The sequence below is a fragment of the Moorena bouillonii PNG genome (assembly GCF_001942495.1).
GTDB classification, from domain to species: Bacteria; Cyanobacteriota; Cyanobacteriia; order Cyanobacteriales; family Coleofasciculaceae; genus Moorena; species Moorena bouillonii.
Map to the genome: position 1 here is coordinate 1,186,152 of NZ_MKZS01000001.1, position 23,668 is coordinate 1,209,819.

A 23,668-nucleotide genomic window follows, 5' to 3' on the forward strand; every position below is an offset into this window, starting at 1 on the left:
ATTTTCCCAAAGCCTGGTCATGTATAGCCTAGAGTTGTCTTGTCATCCGTTAAGAATCGTGACCTCAAAAAGCGATCGCTATCTCAACAAGCGATCGCTTTTTTTTACATATATAGCAATCCGTGTAGCAATTGTGGGAATTTTTGTTGCCTGTTCCCTACTCCCAGCTCCGAACGCGCCCCGGGTGGCCTACGGCCTCAGCTCCCAGATCTGCTGTTCCCTTTCCTATAAAAGTTTTCAATCGGGTGGCGACAAAATCATCCTATCATTCAGCAACGCCATCACTGGAGTCAATCGGATATTTTTCTGTAACTTATCCGGATAACTCAACTCGGCTGAGAAATAGAAAAATAGTAGATGCACCTTGATAGCCATCCCCCTGCAATCAAAGCGGGGGGTTTTTTAATTATAACCATGAAACCGATGAAAGCCATACTCAAATCTGCCGCAACTTCTCTAATCTTAATGATTGCTATGGTTCTATCTGCTAGCCCTGGCTCTGCTCAACCTGATGGATTAAAGGGTAGCTACGTGGGAATTAGTAACGATGGCAGCACAATCAGTAATGATATCCTCAATCCCTTTGAGAATTTGCTGGGAATTGGATCAAACTCAAGCGATGAAAGGATTGGTAGCATGTATCAAGGTCGTATTGATCTGCCCAATTTACCAATTTCAGTGCGTGGTGCAGCGTTTCTCTCGGACAAAGGTCGTGCTCTCGAGCCAACAATTACCTACGATGTACCGGTTGCCAGCAATACTAACATTTATGTTGGTGGAGGCTATACCTTTGTGAACAACGAGGAGATCACCACTCCTTTAGGTAATCAAAATTCAGCCGTATTGACTGCTGGTGTAGAAGCAGCAGTCAATGACTACACCATAATCTACGGCAGCGGCAGATTAAGCCTTAGTGATGAAAACAACGATACTTCCCCAGTTAAATTGCAATTTGGTGCAGGCTATCGTTTCTAAAATCTATTGCTCAATCGTAATGGTAGGGGCGCTTCCCTAGGGCATTTATTTTAACCAAAGACGAGTCACTTGTTCCAACTGAGTGACATCCTCCTGACTCAAAGCCCAACCCAAAGCCCCTGCATTGTCTTGCACCTGTTGTGCGGTCTTAGCACCGGGAATCGGGATTACTCCATCTTGAGCAATCAGCCAGTTAAGGGCAACTTGAGCTGGTTTTCGCTCATACTTTTCCCCTAACTGACTCAGTAGCTTTAGCACAGGGGCAATTTTTTCTAAACCACTTTTGCTAAAGCGGGGGTCAATTGCCCTAGCTCCAGTGGGTTTGATATAGCTCTCTACCGTATACTTGCCAGTGAGTAACCCTTGAGCTAAGGGACTGTAAGCCAGAATAGTCACACCTAACTCACGCGCTTTTTCAAGAATACCGTTGCTCTCAATTTTCCGATGCAACAGAGAATATTGCACCTGATTCACCGCTAGGGGTATGCCACGGGCTGCTAAGTAACTGTGAGCTTCTGCCATTTGCTTAGCGGAATAGTTACTGACACCAACTGCTCCAATCCGACCACGCTTCACTTCATCAGCTAGAGCATTCATCAACGTCTGTTGGCTGATCAAGAAACTAAAAGGCATATGTACTTGGTACAGTTCCACTTGCTCGACTTGCAAACGTTTCAAACTGTCGCTCAAGGCATCAGAAACTGACTGAGCGGTAAATCGCCAGGGTAAGGGAAAATACTTAGTGGCAATCTGGGCTTTCCGTCCCAGCTGCTTCATAAACCGTCCGATCAGGGATTCGGATTCTCCGAGTCCATATACCTCAGCGGTGTCAAAAAAGTTAATCCCAGCATCCAAGGTTGCCTCAAACGCTTCTTTTACCTGAGTAGTGCCGTAGTCACTGCCATAGTTCCAAAACAGCTTGTCTCCCCATGACCACGTCCCAATTCCCAAGGCTGTGACCATCGGACCATTCTGACCTAACCTGATCGTCTGCATTCTAAACACTCCTGCTCTTAACATTTCTTAATATTATTTCAGTTTATCGTGGCTTAGTCAGCTATCAGCTTGGTTGAAAGTTGAAAGTTGAAAGTTGAAAGTTGAAAGTTGAAAGTTGAAAGTTTAAGGTTTATAATTTAAGATTAGAGGTTGACCATAAAATAGACTCAGCACTGACGCCCTGACGCATTCAGCTATTAAGAAAACTAAGCTAGGAAGAAATTGCTGCTGAAGAAGGCTTGATTTGGGAGCCTGAAAACCTTTATTGTGCTGTGGTGGTGTAATATGGTTACTCCTGTGTGGCGTCATTCCCAACAGCACTCTCAAACCCTTGACCAGGCGCAAGGTCTGAATATAGAGTCATACATCAAGGTTGAACAAGAACAAATTACACGCTCCCGCGTGCTGTTTCATAGCATTCGCTTTGATTTAAATCAAGACATTCTTACAAAAATTAAACAAGCACAACAGACTGGTCACGGCCTTGATATTTCCGGAGAGTTGCTTAGTGATTTACGCCATTTAGCTCTGCTCGATTGGGAAAACCGCCTCCAGTCTGGATTGACGTTTTCTACCTACTATCTACCAGTTGATCGAGCACAGGCACTGATGCGGAGNTTCTTAATATTATTTCAGTTTATCGTGGCTTAGTCAGCTATCAGCTTGGTTGAAAGTTGAAAGTTGAAAGTTGAAAGGTGAAAGTTGAAAGTTGAAAGTTGAAAGTTGAAAGTTGAAAGTTGAAAGTTGAAAGTTGAAAGTTGAAAGTTGAAAGTTGAAAGTTGAAAGTTGAAAGTTGAAAGTTTAAGGTTTATAATTTAAGATTAGAGGTTGACCATAAAATAGACTCAGCACTGACGCCCTGACGCATTCAGCTATTAAGAAAACTAAGCTAGGAAGAAATTGCTGCTGAAGAAGGCTTGATTTGGGAGCCTGAAAACCTTTATTGTGCTGTGGTGGTGTAATATGGTTACTCCTGTGTGGCGTCATTCCCAACAGCACTCTCAAACCCTTGACCAGGCGCAAGGTCTGAATATAGAGTCATACATCAAGGTTGAACAAGAACAAATTACACGCTCCCGCGTGCTGTTTCATAGCATTCGCTTTGATTTAAATCAAGACATTCTTACAAAAATTAAACAAGCACAACAGACTGGTCACGGCCTTGATATTTCCGGAGAGTTGCTTAGTGATTTACGCCATTTAGCTCTGCTCGATTGGGAAAACCGCCTCCAGTCTGGATTGACGTTTTCTACCTACTATCTACCAGTTGATCGAGCACAGGCACTGATGCGGAGTGTGATTGCCCTTGATGGAGAAATCCTTCACCAGATCAAGAGAGACTGTCTGGAGAATCCCGACTTTTGTTGTCAAATTGCTGACGCTCACTACTGGCTGATCACTCAAATCTTGGCTCAGCTACGCCTAAAACCATCACCCAACTTCCCTAAACTAGCTTGGGGACTATCAGCGCTGATGATAATCCTGGTGATTGTGGCAGTGCTGGTAATTCCTGGTGTATTACAGCTAATACTTGCTCAACCCTGGAGATGGTTGATAATTATAGTGGGCATAGTCAGCTGTGGTCTACTTCTAGTGATATTACAATGGCTGCTACGTTCATGTTTAATCAGGATTGCGCCTTGGATGTTGCGTCAGCTATTGTCCGGTTTGCTCTCGGCCAAGCCTGGTCCTAAGAAAATTGCTAAACGTATTCTGGCATGGTTATTGCCGTGATTAGTGATCAGTCTGTGATCTGCCTTTTGCCTTTTGGCTGGGATTATTCGTTCAAGGCAGAATTTAACAGATAATAGAAAGGTTAAGTTAGATGGAAACTATGTCAACAGAAGCGATCGCATCAGTCATCAATGTCTATTTTACTAACATGGCCGCCATGAATCCAGGAGGCTGGGTAGAGATTTTTGCTGAAGATGCAGTGATTTATGACCCAGTGGGAAAGCCACCAATCAACGTCTCTGAGGACTCTGAGAAGTTCTTTGCACTACTGTCTAGCTTCTTTAACAACTTTGAAATCTCACAAGAGCAAATTTTTATTGCTGGCAATGGGGCAGCGGTAAAGTGGAAGATGCAGGTGTCTGCTAAGAATGGTCGTGAGGCTACTGCTGAAGGCATCAGTGTTTTTGAAATCAATGATGACGGTAAGATTCAACAGGTTTTGTCCTACTGGAATGAAGCAGAAATGATGGCTAAACTAAAGGGCTAATTCCTAAGTGGTGTTGGCGGTTAGCAAGGACACAACCTGCTGAATCAGCACCGACAATAATCTAATAGTTATAGAGCATCTTAGATTTAGGAGCGATCAGCAATAGGCTTACCTATGTGTCGATCAACGGTCCATAAGGAAGCGGACCGTCCGTTTGGTCCCTGGGAAGTGTACACCAGTATCCCATATGACCTTCTATGAACTCGGCGCGGGTGATGGAACCATCGCCATCAGCGTCAAGGCTCTCGAAAGCCTTGTAAGCACGTTCGGGCTGGTCTTCACCGGAGTATATTGCCAAATACTTTCGGTACTCTTCACGGGAAATCTGACCGGAATCATCGGTGTCGATGAGATCAAAAAAGACTTCGTTCTTTTTCTCACCCACTTCTCTTGACGATTCGAGTACCGTGACAGCCTTTGCGGCATTGGTAATAAACTCTTCTTCCCCGATCATGGTGTTGGTATCGACCGCACCCCCTCCAGCTAGAAAATTCTGAAATAGGTCGTGAAACAGAGTCCTGATTACTTCGGAGTTCGAGGAATTATCTTGGAGTTTGACAAACCGAGCCGCAATGGTTTCGTAGTCCGAGAGGGACAAAACGCCATCTCCGTTGACATCCATAAGCTTGAAGTAAGTCTTCATCCTAACAATCCAAGCACTCGATGACAAAAAGTCTTCTGGTGTCATTTTTAACTCCATAGTAAAATCCAAATGTATTATATCAATTTCTATCCATTGGTGACGAATTAAGTTTATAAGCTATAGCAAGTCTTATACCTATGAGGTACAAATCTCTGGGTTTTAGGGACTTCGGAGCAGGGACTTCGGAGCAGGTAAGAATGAAGAGGGAAGAGGGAAGAGGGAAGAGGGAAGAGGGAAGAGGGAAGAGGGAAAAAATAATGTGTACCTCATAGCTATGATAAACGCTATAAGTAGCATAGTATGCATGTATTTCGTTATACAACTAATCAGCGTATTGATATCTTCGAACGCCCCCCGTCATTTAACGGTGATGGGCAACCCTCTTGAAAAACTTAACGAATTTTGGGAAGCAAAGGTAAGCCCCTGAATTTTCATCTTGAAAGCCCGACTGCTAATTGCTACGTTGATCCGTCACTGACGGGACACTTGCTGGCACTAGAAGAAGTAGTTCGTGGGGGGACAGCTCTCAAACCTGGATTTAACCTCCTCAGCGAGGAAAGCGATCTCTGGCTGTTGTCACGTTGGCGACACCACTGGCCCAACGAAGATTTTGACTCGGCCTTCCAACCTAAACAGGTTTGCTGATTTAAGTAGTTAAAATTAACATTGAGTCTGTGGCGAAAGTCTATTTTTGCTTTTTGCTATGTAGCTATATAGCAATCCTAAATCATTGTCAGCCATGCAAAGCGCGAGTGGGGGAAACCCCCTTTGGCCGACTGCATCGCTTGTAAAATCACTGGACTTATTAAAAACTAGCTCCAACTCCGGTATCATCAGCATAGCTGCCTTCTGCCTCCTGCCTTAAAGCAGCCCATTTATGTCACGAATCAGATAGGATTGCTATAGTACCTATTACTCTGAGCTGTTCCCAAAAAAATAACCCCTGAGTATCTTGCTGTTAGATCACAGCTCGACCAACTAAGGGGTGTCTATGGCTGAATTGCGTAAGCTATTTACTACTATCCACAGCTGCTGTATGCGATCGCGTTTTCGCAAAGTTAACCTTATATTAACCAATGGTATAACTTCACGGTAAGACCAGTTGCTCAGACCTCAGACAACTAGTATCTAGCCGGGAAACGCTTTTGAGCTGTTACACAAAAAAAATACCCCTGTCTTGCTCTTAGATCACAGACAGAGGAATGAAGGGGTATTGATGACTGAATTGCGTAAGCTATTTACTACTATCCACAGCAGCTGTATGCGTACGGGTTTTACCAACGTTAACTAATGGTATAACTTCAGGGTAAGACCAGTTGCTAAAAAGTATCGGCAACTAGTATCTAGCTAGGAAAAGCCTTTGAGCTGTTCCAAAAAAATAACCCCTGAGTCTGTTGCTGTTAGATCACAGCTCGACCAACTAAGGGGTATCGATGGCTGAATTGCGTAAGCTATTTACTACTATCCACAGCGGCTGTATGCGATCGCGTTTTTTGAAGGTTAACCAATGGTATAAGTTCACGGTAAGCCGAGTTGGTAATAGGTGATGCGATTAATATGTAGCTGGGACAAGCAGGGCAAACGCATCTTGTTGTCTAATCCGAGATAGTTCTCAATAAATCCTGGCTTATTGTGCTTGTAACCATTTCAGAGTGGCGTGTCAAGCTTAGAATAGTGCAATTTTTGAGCAAAAGGCTTTAAAACTCGGCATCGTACCATTTTTATAAAGCAACATTTCAGGCTTGACACGACAGTACTTTTCACATATATTCAGTGTTTTGTTAATTTAGAATACACTAAATATATGTGACTCAGAAAATTAGATCAGGATTCATGAATTATATCCCAGGAATTGCTAACAATTATTAAACAAATTTTTTGGCATCAGCATACTCATCAATGTTGGTGTATAATAATGTAAATTCTTGACTTTTATTAATAGTTTTATCTGCGATTAAATGTGACCATAAACCAATTTCATCTTCGATCCAGTCCACACGAGCATTCGGGTTTTCTGCGTGATTACAAAGAGAAGCTAAACCAAAAACAATATATCCATTCAAATTTTTACTTTTGCCATATTCTAACGGCTTGACGAAGTAATAATTGAATATTTCCGTTTCATTTATGTTTGGTATTTTTTCTATAGAAAAAATACCAACAGGAGCAACTTCAATTAATGTTCCTTGGGGAATATCCTGTGTCGCAATAATGCCCCTTCCTTTATTAGGAATGTTGTTGACTTCAATCATTGATTATTTCCAATTGATAATTTTTAACCATCAATTTATGTTATGATAGCTTGTTTTACCCTATTATTACATCCCAATCTAGCGAAATTAGCAACATCACCGTCCAAATCAACCAGTTAGACCTGACAGGCTGGTACACTTCAGAATTGGAGATAGTGGCCGTTACTTTTCATCTAGGCGGTTCATCAACAGATTTAGTTGTTCGTGTTGCTTGTGGATGGTTTTGTTACCCTCCTGACCCTCCCAACACTTGCACGCTATGAATCTTTTGGCTCCTTATGTGATTACTCCGGCTCTGATCTTTGAATCCTTGTCATAATTTTATTACCATAATTTTTTTTTTTACAAGCCGTAAGTGATATATTGATGGGAACATCCAAATTTGGGAAATCTATCCCTAAAATTAACGATAATACTAGGGTTGAAAACCATAATTAAAAGTGTTATGTACAAAAATGGTATGCTTCTTAATTATTGATGATTGACGCTTGATAATTGCTAAATCTTAGCATTGCTTGATTCCAGGAAAGGAGATTAATTTAGTGGCAAATCAACTGAAACGCATCGCCATGTGGGCTAGTCCACGATGTCTTTCGACAGTTCTACTACGTTCTTGGGGAAATCGCCCAGATACCTTTGTGCAAGACGAGCCGTTTTATCCACATTATCTTTCAGTCACTGGTCGGAAAGACCCGGGAATGGAAGAAGTGCTCAACCGTTATGAAACAGACTGGGTCAAGATTGTAGAGCAAGTGACGACCGGGTCAATACCAAACGACAAATCGATCTATTACCAAAAGTTTATGATCTATCGACTCCTACCCCATATCGACATTAGTTGGGTTCCCCAATTGACCAACTGCTTTCTGATTCGTGAACCTCGGGAGATGCTCCTATCTTATCTTCGGCTATGGCCTAATCCGACATTGGAAACCATAGGGATGCCACGACTTAAGCAATTGTTTGAAATAGTCCGTGACTATTCAGGTGTCATTCCGCCGGTAATCGATGCCCGTGACCTACAGGAAAACCCACGCCATACTTTGTCCTTGCTCTGCGAAGCGGTAGAGGTTGAATTTACAGATGCGATGTTAAGTTGGTCTAAAGGCAACCCAACCGATGATATTTGGTCTAAATATCAGTGGTATGACACGGTGAGAAACTCAACCGGGTTTCACCCCTACAAACCCAAAAGCGATGCCATCCCGGAGCGCTTTGATGACCTTCTTTCCCAATGCAATGAAATCTACAGGGAATTATACAAATATCGCCTTGTGTGACAACGAAAGGGTGACAAACAAGCTCAGGGCAAACGCATCTTGTTGAGTAACCGGGGATAGTTATCAATAAATCCTGGCTTATCGTGCTTGTTGAGAATATACTTTCCAAATATAGTGTTTTTTAAATTTATAAAATACTAGATTGTAGCACTAAAAAAAATATTAGATGCGTTTGCCCTAGGGCTGTATACCTACGGGTTTTCCCAACGTTAACCTTATGTATAACTTCACGGTAAGACCAGTTGCTCAGACCTCAGACAACTAGTATGTAGCCGGGAAAAGCTTTTGAGCTGTTCCAAAAAAAATACCCTCTGAGTGTCTTGCTGTTAGATCACAGCTCGACCAACTAAGGGGTATCGATGGCTGAATTGCGTAAGCTATTTACTACTATCCACAGCGGCTGTATGCGATCGCGTTTTCCCAACGTTAACCAAAGAGTTAACCTTATGTATAAGTGATGCTTTAGCCGATGATGGGGATTTGGGGTAAGCAATAATACTCAAGAAGACCAGTGCCTGCACCCTGTGGGAGCGTCAATTTGCTACACTTCTGATCACATATTGGTATTGCCTCCAAAATCAAAACCATGACAGCTACACCACTTGCATCCATACCCCTAAGTGCGATCGCTCAACAAACCCGTCAAGCTGCACAAAAGTTAGCCGTTCTCTCAACAAAGGCTAAAAATGAAGCTATTGAGGCAATAGCCCAAGCCTTGGAAGCTGCAGCACCGGAAATCCTAGCGGCGAATGCTGCAGACTGCCAAGCGGCTGAGGCGGATAACATTCCCAAACCCCTTTATAATCGCCTGAAGTTGAACGAAACAAAGCTCAAGGGGGCTATTCAGGGGGTGCGAGATGTGGGCAACCTTGGTGATCCTGTGGGCAATGTCCAAATTCATCGAGAACTGGATCAAGGACTAATCCTCAAACGAGTCACTTGTTCCTTAGGAGTTTTAGGAGTTATCTTTGAAGCTCGTCCCGATGCCTTAATTCAAATTACCTCTCTTGCGATTAAATCCGGTAATGGTGTTATCCTCAAAGGCGGTAAAGAAGCAATTCGCTCCTGTGAAACCCTAGTCAAAGCAATTCATAAAGGATTATCTACGACAGCAGTTGACCCAGCAACGGTACAGTTGTTAACCACTAGAGAAGAAATCAAAGAGCTGTTACAACTAGACAACTATGTGGATTTGATTATTCCCAGAGGGTCGAACGCTTTTGTTCGGTTTGTGCAGGAGAATACTCGTATTCCAGTACTCGGTCATGCTGATGGAATTTGCCACCTCTATATTGATGCAGTAGCTGACTTGGAGAAAGCGGTAACTATCACCGTTGATGCTAAAACGCAATATCCAGCTGTTTGTAATGCTATTGAAACCCTGCTGGTGCATTCAGCAATTGCTCCTCGTTTCCTGCCCCTAGCAGCAGAAGCTTTGAAAAAGCGTAATGTAGAATTGCGAGGGGATGAAGCTAGCCGTGAGATTATTCCAATCTCGGTAGCAACGGATGAGGATTGGTCTACAGAATACAGTGATTTAATTCTTTCTATCAAAGTAGTAGATTCTGTAGAAGAAGCGATTAACCATATCAATACTTATGGTTCCAGACATACGGATGCAATTGTTACTGAAGACCAGGAGGTAGCAGATAGCTTCGGAAATCAAGTGGATGCCGCTAATGTTTTCCACAACTGTTCTACTCGCTTTGCCGATGGTTTCCGTTATGGGTTTGGAGCAGAAGTAGGAATTAGCACTCAACAAATGCCCCCCCGTGGTCCAGTGGGGTTAGAGGGATTGGTGACTTACAAATACAAGGTTACAGGTAATGGTCACATTGCGGCTACTTATGTTGGTGACAATGCTAAGCCTTTTACCCATCGGGATATATAATATTCTTCCTTAAATTTATCTTGCTAAGGAAACTAACAGGTTTTAAATTCCGAAAGGATTTTCCAGTAATGCTTTGAGTATAATTCTACTGCCAGGGGCACCTAGTAAGTGCTCTTGATCGATATTTTTAGACTTTTGCAAGAGGTCTATAAAAAAAACCTCAGCGGGTAGCTGAGGAATTAGTCACGTTGCATCTACTATTTCTTAATCCTTGATTGGTCTCTCTCGATCCGGAAGAAATTAGAAATGCTTACGTCAAGGAGACAGCCAAGATGGCTATCCCACATAGAACTAATAGATTGTTTGAAACAAGATTAAACAAAAAAAATCCCCAGCGGGTAGCTGAGGGATTAGTCAGGGTGCATCTACTATTTCTTATTCCTTTATGGTTTGATCTAGATCCGGAAGAAATTAGAACTGATAGATTGGTTGAGACAAAATTGAACAAAAAAAATCCCCAGCCGATAGCTGAGGAAGGAGTCAGGGTGCATCTACTATTTCTTAATCCTTGATTGCTCTCTCTAGATCCGGAACAATTTAGAAATGGGTAAGCCAAAGAAAACTAATAGATTGCTTGAGACAAGAGTGAACAAAAAAAATCCCCAGCCGGTAGCTGAGGAAGGAGTCAGGGTGCATCTACTATTTCTTAATCCTTCATTGCTCTATCTAGATCCGGAAGAAATTAGAAATGGGATAGCCAAATAAAACTAATATATTGGTTGAGACAAGATTAAACAAAAAAAATCCCCAGCGGGTAGCTGAGGGATTAGTCAGGGTGCATCTACTATTTCTTAATCCTTCATTGATCTATCTAGATCCGGAATAATTTAGAAATGGGTAAGCCCAATAGAATTGATAGATTGGTTGAGACAAGAGTTAACAAAAAAAATCCCCAGCGGGTAGCTGAGGGATCAGTCAGGGTGCATCTACTATTTCTTATTCCTTGATTTGTTTATCTAGATCCGGAAGAATTTAGAAATGCCTAAGGCAAATAGAACTGATAGATTAGTTGAGACAGAATTGAACAAAAAAAATCCCCAGCGGGTAGCTGAGGGATGAGTCAGGGTGCATCTACTATTTCTTAATCCTTGATTGCTCTCTCTAGATCCGGAACAAATTAGAAATGGGTAAGCCAAATAAAACTAATAGATTGGTTTAGATAAGATTGAACAAAAAAAAATCCCCAGCGGGTAGCTGAGGGATGAGTCAGGGTGCATCTACTATTTCTTAATCCTTCATTGCTCTGTCTCGCTCCGGAAGAAATTAGAAACGCGGTCGCCAAATAACCCACATTCCGCAGGTTAGCTTGGATATAGAATATTTTTTACGACACTATGGGAAACTGAGCGATCGCAAGTTCAGCCATTCTCAAAAATTATAACCAATTGAGAATAAAGCTGGGCTTAATGCTCTTCATACTCAAATCAATGAAACCTTTGCAGGATATAGCTTTGGCTTGTAAGCAAAGAGAAAATTATTCAAATTGAGGACGAACCTGCGGAATGTGGGAAATAAAACTAATAGATTGGTTGAGACAAAATTGAACAAAAAAAATCCCCAGCGGGTAGCTGAGGGATTAGTCAGGGTGCATCTACTATTTCTTAATCCTTCATTGCTCTGTCTCGATCCGGAAGAAATTAGAAATGGGTAAGCCAAATAAAACTGATAGATTGGTTGAGACAAAATTGAACAAAAAAAATCCCCAGCCGATAGCTGAGGAAGGAGTCAGGGTGCATCTACTATTTCTTAATCCTTCATTGATCTATCTAGATCCGGAATAATTTAGAAATGGGTAAGCCCAATAGAATTGATAGATTGGTTGAGACAAGAGTTAACAAAAAAAATCCCCAGCGGGTAGCTGAGGGATTAGTCAGGGTGCATCTACTATTTCTTATTCCTTTATGGTTTGATCTAGATCCGGAAGAAATTAGAACTGATAGATTGGTTGAGACAAAATTGAACAAAAAAAATCCCCAGCCGATAGCTGAGGAAGGAGTCAGGGTGCATCTACTATTTCTTAATCCTTCATTTGTCTATCTAGATCCGGAAGAAATTAGAAATGGGTAAGCCAAAGAAAACTAATAGATTGCTTGAGACAAGAGTGAACAAAAAAAATCCCCAGCCGGTAGCTGAGGAAGGAGTCAGGGTGCATCTACTATTTCTTAATCCTTCATTGCTCTATCTAGATCCGGAAGAAATTAGAAATGGGATAGCCAAATAAAACTAATATATTGGTTGAGACAAGATTAAACAAAAAAAATCCCCAGCGGGTAGCTGAGGGATTAGTCAGGGTGCATCTACTATTTCTTAATCCTTCATTGATCTATCTAGATCCGGAATAATTTAGAAATGGGTAAGCCCAATAGAATTGATAGATTGGTTGAGACAAGAGTTAACAAAAAAAATCCCCAGCGGGTAGCTGAGGGATCAGTCAGGGTGCATCTACTATTTCTTATTCCTTGATTTGTTTATCTAGATCCGGAAGAATTTAGAAATGCCTAAGGCAAATAGAACTGATAGATTAGTTGAGACAGAATTGAACAAAAAAAATCCCCAGCGGGTAGCTGAGGGATTAGTCAGGGTGCATCTACTATTTCTTATTCCTTCATTGCTCTCTCTAGATCCGGAACAATTTAGAAATGGGTAAGCCAAATAAAACTAATAGATTGGTTGAGAAAAGATTAAACAAAAAAAAATCCCCAGCGGGTAGCTGAGGGATGAGTCAGGGTGCATCTACTATTTCTTATTCCTTCATTACTCTGTCTCGCTCCGGAAGAAATTAGAAATCCTTACCCTAAGGAGACAGCCAAGATGGCTATCCCACATAGAACTGATAGATTGGTTGAGACAAGAGTGAACAAAAAAAATCCCCAGCGGGTAACTGAGGGATCACTCAGGGTGCATCTACTACGTCTTAATCCTTCATGGTTCTACCTAGATCCGCTGGTTCCCAGATCCGCTGTGCCCAGATCCCCTATTCCCTATAGCTGAAATCCCCGAGTTTTGAGTAAATTCTGACTAATTAAAGCCTGAAACCCTTGTATAAACTGGGTTTCGGGTGTTTTGTCTTACACAGCTACTTGAGTTCCAGGGTACCATGGGCAATTTGCCCTTGACTTATCCACTCAAGTTTCAGTACAATAAAGTAGAACATTTGTACTACTATAGTTGTTTCTCTTAACAATTGCACCCACACCCCTAGAGCCATCACATCGCTCCTACAACGAAGGATTGTAGAGCAGCGATTGGCCTACAGCCACGCTAAGCGATCGCGTATCGCTGTGGGTAGTGTGGGGTACTCCTCATTAGTAACTGGCTGATAGGGAAGCCTCTTGTTTGGGAATTATCTCAGATAAGAGCACTGTTCTAAGAGCACTGTTCTAGTAGGGAGTAGTTAGTGGATCAATATTGCTAAACAGCCACCGGCTACTATAGCGTTTCCTATATTAATGAAATACACACACCTATTTTTTCCCTGTTCCCTATTCCCGATTACCGAGGACTTACGCGGTTAAGTTTATTTCGCCCCCCTAGCCCCCCAATTCTGGGGAGAATGATGTCAAAGTCCCCCAGAATTGGGGGATTTAGGGGGCAAATGCGTAAGTCCTATTCCCGATTCCCGATTCCCGATTCCCTACTCCCTACTCCCTATTCCCTGGCCGCAGCGCTATAGCAATTTTCCAGTAATCATTTTCAAGTAAAAAAATCTAAATATCGTCAAAGGAACACACTATATGGTTGCCACAAAAGACAGTAAAGACCAAATTTTCCAAGCCTTTGAGCAAATCCTAAAAGAGCGGCAAAACATTGACTCAAAAATTGCCACCAAAGAAGAGGAAGCGGAAAAAGCTAAAAATCAACAAGTGCTGGAAACGGCATCAAACTATACCGTTGATAATATTGTCAAAGGAATGGCTGATTTACAGCTAGAGTTTGGCACCATTGTTAATGAATTGTCAGAAAAATTATCTTCAGAAGCCTCTAAACTTGATGAGCTAAAGCTGGCGATTAAGGTAGAAACTGAACACTTGCAATACCTTCAGCAAATTCGAGTTGTAGCTGATGCCTTACATTTGCTGAATCAAGAGCACCAGGAAAAGCTGAAATCTCTAGAGCAAAAAGCAGATCAACAGCGAGAAGAGATCGAAAAAGACCAAGAGCAAAAACGTAAGCTTTGGCAAAAAGACCAAGAAGACTTTGAAATAGCACGTCAAGAACAAAACGAATTATTGACTCGGGAACGACAACGCCAAGAAGCTGACTATCAATACGAATTAGAACGTAACCGTAAAATTGAGACGGATCAGTATGAAGAACTGAGCCGTAACCAGGAGCGAGAATTACAAGAGGCCAATCAAGAAAAAGACAAGGAATGGTCTGAGCGAGAACAGAAGCTAGAAGAATCTCAAGCCCTGTTTGAAGAGTATCAACAGAAAGTGGAAGCTTTCCCAGCTGAGCTAGATGAAATCGTTAAAAAAGTAAAAGACAAAGCCATTAAAAAAGTCCAAAACGACGCTAAGGTACAGTCTGATTTACTCGCCAAAGAGTGGGAAGTTACTCAACAGGGTTATGACGTTAAAATTCAGTCTCTGGAGCAACACATAGAAAAACAAAATAAACAAATAGAAAATCTATATAGTCAGCTACAAGAGACCCTGAAACAGTCCCAAGCCCTGACCTTGAAAGCTTTTGATGGCTCTTCAAGCAGCAAGGCTCAAAATTAGTGAATAGTGATACCAGTTCAGAAATTTTCCAATAGAATATAACCTTGAAAGTATGACACGCAAACCTAACAGCAAAAACACCAAAGCAGAAATTTTAGAAGCTTACAAGGAATTACTAGCAGAACGAAATGCTTTGGAAAAAGAAATGAAGCAGATGAACAATGCGGGAACTCCTCAAGTATCCACGGTGGAAAAAAAGCAAACTAATGGATCAGTATCAGCAAAAGTCATGAAAGACAAAATGATGTATACCCTTGACAGCCTGGTTAAGCTGCAATTAGGGTTTGGTAGTAGTGTCAGTGAGTTGTCGGAAAAACTAACATCAGAAGCGGCTAAGCTAGAAGAATTAAGAACAGGGGTTACTGAGGAAACTCAACAACTTTCTGAACTCCACAATTTATCAAAAATTCAAGACGAGACCTTAGATACCTTAATCGAAACCTATCAGAATAGCTCTAAAGCATTCGATGAAGAAATTTACCAAAGACGGGAAGAGTTAGAGCTGGAAATGAATCAGTTACAACAATCCTGGTACAAAGAACAAGAGGAACACCAACGAGCTATTAAAGAACGCAATGAAGAACAGAGGAAAATCCGTGATCGGGATGCTAAAGAGTATGATTATAATTTAGCCCTACAACGCAGCTTAGATGAAGAAACCTACAAGCATAACCAAGAAGGTTTATACAAAGAATTGGAGGAAACGAGGCAACAACAAGAGAAACAATGGGCAGAGCGGGAAAATGCGATCGCAGAGCGAGAGAAGCAGTTTGAAGAAGCAAAAACTAAGGTAGAAGCCTTCGACCAGGAAAAATCTGTCGCTATCAAAAAAGCCCAAGAAGAAGGCAAAGCGATTGCTAGCCACCAGGTCAAAATTCAAGCCGACTTGCAGAATAAGGAATTAGAAGGAAATAATCGTGTCTATCAGCTAAGAATTGAATCCCTGGAACAGACAATAAAGGAATCCTCAGCACGGATACACAGTCTTTCCCAGCAACTCGATACTGCCCTCAAACAAGTTCAGGATTTAGCGGTCAAGGCAATTGAGGGTGCTTCTAATATCAACTCTTATCAAGCCCTTAAAGAAATTGCCTTAGAGCAAGCCAAAAATCCCACTAAGGGTAAATAAGCTGAGGGAGTGACAACAAAGCTAAAAAGGAGACAGGGTGTGGGGTGTGGGGTGTGGGGTGTGGGGTGTGGGGTGTGAGATTGAAGAAAGATAGTTTACTTGTATCATATAATGACAATAGAATCTTATCGTGACCTAAAGGTTTGGCAGGTAGGGATGGATTTAGCTCAGATGTGCTATTTAGCTACTCGTCATTTTCCCAAAGAAGAACTTTATGGAATGATTTCCCAGAAATGCCTATGCATCAGCTTCAATTCCAGCTAATATTGCTGAGGGATATGGAAGAAAAACAAGACTTGAGTATATTCAGTTTTTATATATTGCACAAGGTTCCCTCAAAGAATTAGAAACTCATCTTCTACTATCGAAAAGGGTGAAGTTAGGGTCGGGTGAAGTTATTGACTCCCTTCTTAGCCAATGCGAGTCGAATGGTAGATTACTATCAGCTCTAATTCGCGCCCTAGAAAACAAGAACTGATTTTCCCTACCCCCCACCCTTATGAGTAGGGTGTAGGGGGTGGGGTGTGGGGTGTGGGGGATAAGAAAGCGATGCATGCATCGCTTGTTCGTTGTTTTCCTTTTCCTCTCCCTCTGGGTCGTCCCATGTTTTACCCAAATGTAAAAAACCTACCCCCCACACCCTACCCCCTACACCCCATACCCCGCGCCTCACGTCTTTGTTAAAAACCTACTCTTATGAGTTGTATCATCAGGGATATTGGGTCAAAGCACTAATCAACCGATGGAAACAATTTCGGTAGGTGCCGACTCATGATCACCAGTTTGCTGATCAATCTTGAGCTATGGAGCGCGTTCGCGTAGCGTGGCCGTAGGCCAATCGCATAAGCGCGGAAGCTTCCATTTTTTTTTGGGTTGTTAGGTCAGCAAACACATCCTAAGTTGTCAATTTCGGTATCAGTGTTCTAGTTTATGGTTATGAACGTAATCAAAGCAATTCGGGTGTTACTGATTGAGAGGGGTGATTTGGTGCAGTTGGGTCTAAGAAAAGTCTTGGAGCAGTACAAGGAAGTCAGTTTGGTGTCCCAAGTTTCTAGCATGCGTCATGTGGCGGCCTTTTTAAAAAAATCTAACCCGGACGTAGTAGTCATTAATTTAGAGCCTTCAAGCAATAGTGATGCGTTATTGCGGTTAGTCAGAAATTGGAAAGTGGCATTTTTTACTAACATATTGCTCCTATCTTGGGACACATCAGAAGAATTTGTTATAAGCGCTTTTGGGGCTGGGGTAGATTCTTATTATCTAAAACGTATCAATTTTCCGAAAACTAATGTAGACACCAGTACTTTCTTAGATGCTTTGAGAGCTACCTATGAAGGGCAACACTGGATTGATCCAGAAATAGCTGGTTATCTCCTAAAAAATAGTATCAAGTCACCGGTTAAGAATTTTTCTGGGATTACTTTAATCAATTCCTGTGAGCCTGACTATTATCAAATTCTTAGGGAAAATCCACTGACTGAACGGGAGCTAACTGTCTTGGAATTGATCGTAGCCGGTTATACCAATGACGAAATTGCCGAGCGATTATTGCTAGGTCTTGGCACAGTTAAAACTCACATTCGGTCTCTGCTTTGGAAACTGTGCTGTGACGATAGAACACAAGCAGCAGTGCAAGCACTTCGCAGTGGTTTGGTGAAGTAGATATAGCAGTTTTAAATTGGGTGAGTTACAACGTTTTAGGGAGTAGGGAGTAGGGAGTAGGGAGTAGGGAGCGGTGCGACCCGTGGCGAATTAAATTCGCCTACGGAAAGCGCACCGTAGGGAAGTCAGAAGAAGGAAGTTTGGAATAGAGAATAGCAATGCAGCGGTTTTTAATAACACCAAAAAATCCTCCAAGCTCTTTCCTAATGCTCCCTGCTCCCTGCTCCCTGCTCCCTTTTCGTTCAATCCTATGTTCACAACTCAAATATAAATGCTTTATCCATTAATGTTTTAAGTTTAGTTGTTGTACTTTAATTACTTAAGTTAAATTTTAAGCCAAATAGCTTATTAACTACTAAGTACAAACGCCTCTACCTATAGGTTGGGTTTCAGCGTTTTTTTTGTTAAGTTTTTTTTATTTTATCAGAGTTTTCTTAAAATTAAGTTTATTTATCTATTCCTTTTGGACGAGTAACATTTTGATACTTTTGCGGAGCTGTGCCAATGATATTGAGAGGTTAAGTAATTCAGGACTTACGCGGTTAACTTGATTTCGCCCCCCTAGCCCCCCAATTCTGGGGGGTAATGATGTCAAAGTCCCCCAGAATTGGGGGATTTAGGGGGCAAATGCGTAAGTCCTGTAACTGTAATCCCTGGGGTGAAGCAATTACAATCATTTAGCTTATTCAAAATGCTCGTTAAATCAGTAACATTTATTAATCAAGATAAATTGAACTATTCCTCTGGGATCGCTTTTGCGATTTCAAAATTTTCTGTATCACAATAAGAGTCAGAATATTTACGGGAAGAAAAATTCACCATGGTCAACAAGTCCTTTGTTGCGATGTCACCTCGTCAACAACAGCGTTGGAAAAGTAAAGAAACTATGTTTGCTAAGTTGTTTGCTCAGTTGTTTACTCAGTTGAAGCAAGTGCCCTTGGGCTATTTAATGGGCATGGCTGCGATCGCAATGGCATTGGATCTCTATATCAGTACCTCCCTCACTCCTTTGATGGGTGTATCATTTTTAATGTGTCTAGTTGTGGGAGTGAAGTGGATTGGAGTCCAACCTAGTAATTCTGGGAATCAAATTCAACGGCTAATCAGGAAATATGGTTTAGGAGCCTGTCTTTTCCTATTCGCCTTTCTGTGGTTTATGTTGGACTTTACCGCTGCGCCAGCCCATGCCCAGTTTTTCAGAGTCGCAGAAGATTGGCTAACTAGTGCTATTCCTGAAGTAGACGCCGATTTGGTGTCCCTGGTGTTTAACGTTTTACGAGCACTATTCCTCATTTATTTGGGTATTTCATTGGTCAAAGTAGTCAATGCTGCCCAACAAGATGATGACTGGAAAACCCTAGCCCGTACTCCGATCATCATTTTGATTGTAGTTACCTTGGGTGATCTGTTAGCAACCTACATTACTGGCACAGGAGCATAAACTACGCGCTTATCTAATTTGCCTGTTGAGTTTTATCTAGCTGAAGGGATGAGTAGTCAGGGTTTTATTGAGATTGAAGATTTTTTCAATCACTGATAGGAACGCAAGTCTGATCCAAAATAGCTTGACCTATGGCAAATAATTCAGAGCAACAATTCCGTCGTGTTAACCGAACTCTTGATGAAAAACCGAGAATTGGTCCTATTCCAGCCGATCAGTTTATCCCCTGGGCAGTAATTTGGGCACTTGCCTATTACATCATCAAGGGAGTACTAGGAGCTAGTTGGGTATGGACATCTTGTTTCGGAGTTTGGGGTATGTCTACTTGGTGGGTGCTAACTTCCTCTAGCCATTGGAAATTTCTTTCTAAGTTTATACCTGTACCTCAATGGACAAGAGGAATGGGTAGATACCAAAGACTTTTAGATGTTAAACGGGAAAAGGCAAAGGGCAAAGGCTAAAAAGTATGACAACAACTCAAGCTCACGATCAAGCTAAACAAAAGATGGGAAAGAAGCGGGTTGATGTAGGAAATGGTAAAAAGAAAACCTTAAAGCCGTTCGAGGATGACTGTAAGTTAGCGAGTTTCCTAGAAGTCAGAATTGATGGGTCTGATGTTGGGGCATACATTCTCAGAAAAGGAGAAGCTTCCTATAAATTTGTGTTTGGTTTTGAATGTCGAGGCATACACACCACCTTACGCCAGGAGTTAATTGATCCGGTTTTTGATGCCATCGAAGCTGGGTTAAAAGATTTCCCAGAGCAGGAAACCCTCACTATTCACCTAACGTCTTTCACTGATGACACTGATAGACAAAACACGTTGAGTCAGCTGATAAAGGGTACCGAATCTAACGAGTTAAAGTACCTAATTATGGGAGAAAAGAAGCGAATTCAAGACTTGACCAAAGGGGGAATTAGAAAGCCAAAGACCTTGTATTTATTTGCTACCTATACCGTAGAATCAGGTCGAGAGGGAGCATCTGATAAAATCGAAGAATTTTTGATGACAGCTACCAAGTGGTGGAACGGATTTATTGGCAAGCTGGATGAGTATGAAAAACAGCAGATCGAGAGAGTGATAGAGATTGCCTTTAATAATGGCTATCAATTTTGGGAAAGGCTGTTGAGCAATCAAATGGGTCTATCGATTCGCCCTCTTTCTGCTCAAGAGTGTTGGAATTATGTGTGGCAGCGATTTAATAATACACCACCTCGTTCAGTTCCCCAGTTGCTTTCCTTGACTGAAGCTGGAGTGACCGAGGAGGTTTACTCAGAAATCCACCCGGTTTCTCTGTTAATGGAAGACTATACCGCTATTCCATTTGCTGATCGACGTTGGATTAATCTCAAAGACCAGTATACGGCAGTCATGCTCTTTTTAGATAAGCCTGAGGGGTGGAGGAATAAAGAATCCCAAATGCGCTATCTCTGGCAAGTCATGGCAAAAGATGAGGTCTATGACACCGATTGTTTTTGCGAGATTTCCAAAGCGAATATTAAAACAGTAACCAGCAAAATGCATTCGCTGACGAAACAGGCAAATGTCTCCTCAAAATATGCAGAAGAAAAAAATACGATTAATGTTAAAGCACAATTAAATATTCAGAAAAATGTCGAGGCTCAGGCGGCTATATATGAAGGAGCTGTGCCATTTAATGTCTCGGTTGTTTTCTTAGTCCATCGCGATTCTCCACAAGAGTTAGATCAGGCGTGTTATACTTTAAAATCTTATTTTCCGCCACCAGCTTGGATGGTAAGGGAGACCGAATATCCTTGGAAAATATGGCTAGAAACCTTACCGATTTCCTGGAGCAGACTATTAATGCGTCCGTTTAAGCGATCGCATACCTATTTAAGCCATATTGCACCAGGGTTAATGCCAGTAGTCAAAACCCGGACAGTGGATAGAACAGGATTTGAATTAATCTCTGCTGAAGGGGGTACGCCAGTTTTTATTGACTTATTCAAACAGCATAAAAACCTAGGTATTTTCGGAACCACCCGCAGTGGAAAATCTGTTTTAGCATCAGGAATTATTACCCAAGCCTTAGCTCATGGTATCCCCATCTCAGCTATGGATTATCCAAAACCCGATGGCAGTTCTACCTTTAGTGACTACACCGCTTTTCTCGGGGATAAAGGAGCTTATTTTGATATTGGTCGAGAGGCAGTTAATCTTTTTGAATTGCCCAATTTAAAGGGATTAGATGCTAAACTACAACAAGAGAGACTTACAGAATACAAAGAATTCTTAGTCGAAGCACTAATGCTAATGGTTCTTGGCTCCACGACGTTTCATGACCGGACTTATACGGATAACATCAGAGCCATGTTAAGCTTAGCAATCAAAGCCTTTTTTGATGATGATCAAATCCATGACCGTTATGTAGCAGCAAATATCAATGGCTTAGACTCTCAAGAATGGCAATTAATGCCTACCCTTGCGGATTTTATTGATTTTTGTTCTTTAGAGAGATTGCGGGTTCCCTCTGTATCTGGAGATATCCTTCAAGGCTTGGATCAAGTAAAATTGCGACTGAGGTATTGGATAAATAGCCGAGTAGGAAAAGCGATTAGTCGTCCTTCTACCTTTAGAAGTGATGCTCAGTTATTAGTCTTTGCCTTACGGAATATTAGTAGTGACGAAGATGCTGCACTACTCTCCTTAGGGATTTACTCAGCAGCCTTAAGACGTTCTTTAGCCTCGCCGGTGAGTATATTTTTCATCGATGAAAGTCCCATTCTGTTCCAGTATAATTCTATTGCTGAATTAATTGGCAGATTGTGTGCTAATGGAGCAAAAGCCGGAATTCGGGTAATTTTATCCGCTCAAGATCCAGATACAATTTCCAAGTCTCCCAGTGCAGCGAAAATTTTTCAGAATATAACAACTCGCTTAGTAGGGAGAATTCAACCAACAGCAGTGGATAGCTTTGTTAATATTTTGAAATATCCTTCAGAGATTATTAACAAAAATGCCACAGAAGGATTTTTTCCTAAACAAGAAGGAATGTATTCTCAATGGTTACTCGATGACAATGGCATTTACACCTACTGTCGATTTTATCCCGGTTCAGCACTGTTAACAGCAGTTGCTAATAATCCTGAAGAATCAGCAATTCGTCAGACAGCAATGCGCTTACATCCCCAGGATAAAATTATGGCTATGCATTATGCTAGTAAAAAAATGGCAGAAATGCGTAATTCAGAAGTCCAAGTCGTGACTTCAAAGTTACCCGATCCGAGAGCAGAAGTTGGACTTCAAAATTAAGCGTTCAAAATAGAAGATGATCTAGGTGAGTCAGGGATACGCTTTTATTGTTTAGCTTTCAGTTTTCAGTTTTCAGCCTTCAGTTTTCGTAACTATTCAATCAAGGAGTTCAATCATGGCGAAAAATATGACCAAAACTTGGATGCAGTTGTTAATTATTAGTACCCTAATTACAACCGTTCCTAAACCAGCCTATGCTTCTGGTGGAATTGTGGATAGTTTTGTTGGCTCGTTTGTTGAGGAATTTCAGAAGGTTAAGTCTTACTTTACAAATTTCTTCGATGAATTTACCAATCTACCAGAAACCATAGACAACGATTTGAAATCAGCATTGGAAGATTCCATGGGAGTTTTAGGTATCCCCGATGTGGAAGACGTCAGAGCTTCAATTGAGGAAAGTCTCCAAGAAAGCGATTACCCAATTTATGAAGGAGACAAACTTGCTAATGAAGTAGAAAGGCAAGTTGCTAGAGCGTCAGCCTCTCGTGTTCTGAGTCAAGAAGGACAGCAGCAGTCAATCCAGGAGCTACAGCAAATGCAGGATACTGTTTCACAGGTACAGCAATCAGCACAAACAGCTCAAAATCAGACAGTTACTCAGAATGTGATCAAAGAAGTCGCTCTTCAGAATGCTCGTCAAGCCGCCATACTCGGCTCCTTGCAAGCCGCTACTGTTGAAGAAGCGCAACGACAAGAAATTTCTAACATGCTCCAAAGCAATATCTCTCGTGCTTTGGATGGACAAACTCAGGCAGATCAATACCAAAAACTGGGCGCTGGTATGGAAACTTTGAGAATTACCTCCTTAAGTGGCTTGTTTTAGTTACAGGACTTACGCACAGAATCCATGGGTAGGGTGGGCAAAACCTTGCCCACCCTACAGGTAGCTGTTGATCGTTAATTGTTAATCGTTAACCGTTGACCGTCAACAGTTATCTGGATCCAGAATTCTTCAATAATTATCAATTCTGAACTGACTCACTTAGCACTTATAGGACTACGCATTAAGGTGTTTGACATTGATACAAGCTGAAACGCTCTTTTAGTGAACTTTTGCCTCTTGCCTCTTGCCAATGCCATTGCGCGTAGCGCTATAACACTCCTCACTCACAACTATTTCTCTTATGTCTCCTTGGTCTAGCTTACCTGCTTGTCCCTATTCCTACCTTCTTTGTTTATC

18 protein-coding genes and 1 pseudogene are annotated in these 23,668 nt (G+C 41.7%); 16 read left to right on the forward strand and 3 right to left on the reverse strand.

Annotation, left to right across the window (positions count from 1 at the left end; genetic code table 11):
• Positions 1 to 325 (forward strand): hypothetical protein (locus BJP37_RS35665; protein WP_214607743.1); only part of this gene is annotated, 325 nt, incomplete at its 5' end.
• Between the two features lie 89 nt (positions 326 to 414).
• Positions 415 to 975 (forward strand): putative outer membrane beta-barrel protein, encoded by a 561-nt coding sequence (locus BJP37_RS04880; RefSeq protein ID WP_158069428.1) that lies wholly within the window; start codon positions 415 to 417, stop codon positions 973 to 975.
• Positions 976 to 1,020: 45 nt separating this feature from the next.
• Here BJP37_RS04880 and BJP37_RS04885 read toward each other — a convergent pair whose 3' ends face one another.
• The gene (locus BJP37_RS04885) at positions 1,021 to 1,971 is read right to left on the reverse strand and encodes an aldo/keto reductase (protein WP_075896923.1); all 951 of its coding nucleotides are present in this window, start codon (positions 1,969 to 1,971) and stop codon (positions 1,021 to 1,023) included.
• A gap of 963 nt (positions 1,972 to 2,934) precedes the next feature.
• Between BJP37_RS04885 and BJP37_RS04895 the strand changes: the two genes are divergently transcribed.
• Positions 2,935 to 3,705, forward strand: coding sequence for a hypothetical protein (locus tag BJP37_RS04895; RefSeq protein ID WP_075896927.1), 771 nt, complete (start codon positions 2,935 to 2,937; stop codon positions 3,703 to 3,705).
• 91 nt (positions 3,706 to 3,796) lie between these two features.
• Entirely contained in the window at positions 3,797 to 4,192 is a 396-nt protein-coding gene (locus tag BJP37_RS04900; RefSeq protein WP_081431073.1) for a nuclear transport factor 2 family protein, read from the forward strand.
• Between the two features lie 112 nt (positions 4,193 to 4,304).
• Here BJP37_RS04900 and BJP37_RS04905 read toward each other — a convergent pair whose 3' ends face one another.
• Complete coding sequence (locus BJP37_RS04905; RefSeq protein WP_158069429.1) at positions 4,305 to 4,880, reverse strand: EF-hand domain-containing protein; 576 nt, start codon at positions 4,878 to 4,880, stop codon at positions 4,305 to 4,307.
• A gap of 357 nt (positions 4,881 to 5,237) precedes the next feature.
• Here BJP37_RS04905 and BJP37_RS35670 point away from each other — a divergent pair, with 357 nt between their 5' ends.
• Complete coding sequence (locus tag BJP37_RS35670) at positions 5,238 to 5,480, forward strand: hypothetical protein (RefSeq protein ID WP_143727473.1); 243 nt, start codon at positions 5,238 to 5,240, stop codon at positions 5,478 to 5,480.
• A gap of 1,220 nt (positions 5,481 to 6,700) precedes the next feature.
• Here BJP37_RS35670 and BJP37_RS04910 read toward each other — a convergent pair.
• The gene (locus tag BJP37_RS04910) at positions 6,701 to 7,087 is read right to left on the reverse strand and encodes an SET domain-containing protein-lysine N-methyltransferase (RefSeq protein ID WP_075896931.1); all 387 of its coding nucleotides are present in this window, start codon (positions 7,085 to 7,087) and stop codon (positions 6,701 to 6,703) included.
• A gap of 542 nt (positions 7,088 to 7,629) precedes the next feature.
• Here BJP37_RS04910 and BJP37_RS04915 point away from each other — a divergent pair.
• The 11 genes and pseudogenes from BJP37_RS04915 (at position 7,630) to BJP37_RS04970 (ending at position 23,311) form a co-directional block, all read left to right on the forward strand.
• Positions 7,630 to 8,367 carry a sulfotransferase-like domain-containing protein gene (locus BJP37_RS04915; RefSeq protein WP_229415203.1) on the forward strand — a complete coding sequence of 246 codons (738 nt, stop codon included), beginning with the start codon at positions 7,630 to 7,632 and terminating at the stop codon, positions 8,365 to 8,367.
• A gap of 586 nt (positions 8,368 to 8,953) precedes the next feature.
• Positions 8,954 to 10,258 carry a glutamate-5-semialdehyde dehydrogenase gene (locus BJP37_RS04920; protein ID WP_075896933.1) on the forward strand — a complete coding sequence of 435 codons (1,305 nt, stop codon included), beginning with the start codon at positions 8,954 to 8,956 and terminating at the stop codon, positions 10,256 to 10,258.
• 1,788 nt (positions 10,259 to 12,046) lie between these two features.
• Complete coding sequence (locus tag BJP37_RS04930; protein ID WP_075896937.1) at positions 12,047 to 12,325, forward strand: hypothetical protein; 279 nt, start codon at positions 12,047 to 12,049, stop codon at positions 12,323 to 12,325.
• Between the two features lie 1,667 nt (positions 12,326 to 13,992).
• Positions 13,993 to 14,982, forward strand: a complete 990-nt coding sequence (locus tag BJP37_RS04935) for a coiled-coil domain-containing protein (RefSeq protein WP_075896939.1) — start codon at positions 13,993 to 13,995, stop codon at positions 14,980 to 14,982.
• Positions 14,983 to 15,034: 52 nt separating this feature from the next.
• On the forward strand, positions 15,035 to 16,111 hold the full coding sequence (locus BJP37_RS04940; RefSeq protein ID WP_075896941.1) for a coiled-coil domain-containing protein: 1,077 nt from the start codon (positions 15,035 to 15,037) through the stop codon (positions 16,109 to 16,111).
• A gap of 111 nt (positions 16,112 to 16,222) precedes the next feature.
• Positions 16,223 to 16,589, forward strand: a pseudogene (locus tag BJP37_RS44870) (four helix bundle protein).
• A gap of 458 nt (positions 16,590 to 17,047) precedes the next feature.
• A complete protein-coding gene (locus tag BJP37_RS04950; protein ID WP_075896943.1) occupies positions 17,048 to 17,773 on the forward strand; it encodes a response regulator transcription factor in 726 nt (241 codons plus the stop codon).
• Positions 17,774 to 18,617: 844 nt separating this feature from the next.
• Positions 18,618 to 19,214, forward strand: a complete 597-nt coding sequence (locus BJP37_RS04955) for a hypothetical protein (protein ID WP_075905773.1) — start codon at positions 18,618 to 18,620, stop codon at positions 19,212 to 19,214.
• 131 nt (positions 19,215 to 19,345) lie between these two features.
• Positions 19,346 to 19,675 carry a hypothetical protein gene (locus tag BJP37_RS04960; protein WP_075896945.1) on the forward strand — a complete coding sequence of 110 codons (330 nt, stop codon included), beginning with the start codon at positions 19,346 to 19,348 and terminating at the stop codon, positions 19,673 to 19,675.
• A gap of 5 nt (positions 19,676 to 19,680) precedes the next feature.
• Positions 19,681 to 22,488 (forward strand): putative type IV secretion/conjugal transfer ATPase, encoded by a 2,808-nt coding sequence (locus BJP37_RS04965; RefSeq protein WP_075896947.1) that lies wholly within the window; start codon positions 19,681 to 19,683, stop codon positions 22,486 to 22,488.
• Positions 22,489 to 22,603: 115 nt separating this feature from the next.
• The gene (locus BJP37_RS04970; RefSeq protein WP_075896949.1) at positions 22,604 to 23,311 is read left to right on the forward strand and encodes a hypothetical protein; all 708 of its coding nucleotides are present in this window, start codon (positions 22,604 to 22,606) and stop codon (positions 23,309 to 23,311) included.
• The last annotated feature ends 357 nt before the right edge of the window (positions 23,312 to 23,668 follow it).